The organism is Mesorhizobium sp. M7D.F.Ca.US.004.01.2.1, from assembly GCF_003997785.1.
In the GTDB taxonomy this organism is placed as follows: Bacteria; Pseudomonadota; Alphaproteobacteria; order Rhizobiales; family Rhizobiaceae; genus Mesorhizobium; species Mesorhizobium loti.
The window spans coordinates 1-1,255 of record NZ_RZRQ01000661.1 but is presented as its reverse complement, the minus strand read 5'-3'; the positions used below and the strand labels follow the sequence as shown (position 1 = coordinate 1,255).

At 68.4% G+C, this 1,255-nt stretch carries 1 protein-coding gene and 1 pseudogene; both read left to right on the top strand.

Annotated features, from left to right (window positions below; all coding sequences use genetic code 11):
* Window positions 1-274, top strand: a pseudogene (locus EN993_RS35980) (biotin synthase); the annotation flags it as partial.
* The coding region (locus tag EN993_RS35975) for an 8-amino-7-oxononanoate synthase (protein WP_164758064.1) at window positions 271-1,255 on the top strand (985 nt) is incomplete at its 3' end. The pseudogene EN993_RS35980 and the gene EN993_RS35975, both read left to right, overlap by 4 nt.

Genomic DNA, 1,255 nt, shown 5'->3' with positions numbered 1-1,255 from the left:
CGGCACCCGGCTTGCGGAGGCCACGGCCATGGAGCCGACCGAATTCGTGCGTGTGATCGCGCTGGCGCGCATCATGATGCCAAAAGCGCACGTCCGTCTTTCCGCTGGCGGCACCGCCATGACCGACGAGATGCAGGCGCTGTGCTTCTTCGCCGGCGCCAACTCCATCTTCGTCGGCGACACGCTGCTGACGGCGGACAATCCCGGCGAAGACAAGGATATTCTGCTGTTCCGGCGCCTCGGCATCGAGCCGATGGAACTCGAGGCGCAATGAACGGGGCACCGCTTGCCCGCTATGACGCGACCCTGCAGGGGCTGGCGCGCAAGGACCGGCTGCGGACGCTGTCGCCGCGCACCGGGCTCGACTTCTCGTCGAACGACTATCTCGGGCTTGCTGCCTCCAAAAGAGTCGGCGACGCGGTTGCGGCGGCGATTGCGCGGGGTACGCCGGTCGGCGCCACCGGGTCGCGGCTGCTGCGCGGCAATGCGCCGGAACACGAGGCACTGGAGGCGGACGCGGCGGCGTTCTTCGGAGCCGAGTGCGCACTGTTCTTCGGCAGCGGCTACATCGCCAACTTCGCTCTGCTGACCGCGCTGCCGCAGAAGGGCGACCTGCTGGTCCTCGACGAACTCGCGCATGCCAGCATGCATGAGGGTGCGCAGGCCGGGCGCGCCCAGTTCGTGCTGGCCACGCACAACGACGTCAACGCTGTCGAGGATGCGATCACGCACTGGCGCGCCGGCGGCGGCACGGGGCGCGTCTGGATCGCGGTCGAAAGCCTCTACAGCATGGATGGCGACCGCGCGCCGATGGAGAGCCTAATGGCGCTTGCCGACCGGCACGAGGCATTCATTGTCGTCGACGAAGCGCATGCCACTGGCGTCTGGGGACCGGAAGGCCGGGGGCTGGCCGCCGCGTTCGAGGGCCGCGACAACATTGTCGCGCTCCACACATGCGGCAAGGCGCTCGGCGCGTCCGGCGCACTCGTCACCGGACCGGAAACGCTGTGCGATTATCTCGTCAACCGTTGCCGGCCATTCATATACGCCACCGCGCCATCGCCGCTGATGGCGGTAGCGGCGCGCGAAGCACTCGCCACGCTGTCCGATGAGCCCCAACGCCGCGTTCAACTGCAGAAACGCGTTGCCTTCGCAGGCCGCCGATTGACCGAGCGCTGCGGCGTGATGCCCAGCGGCTCGCAGATCCAGCCATTTGTCATTGGCGACGTCCGGCCCACCATGGCGGGGGCCGCGG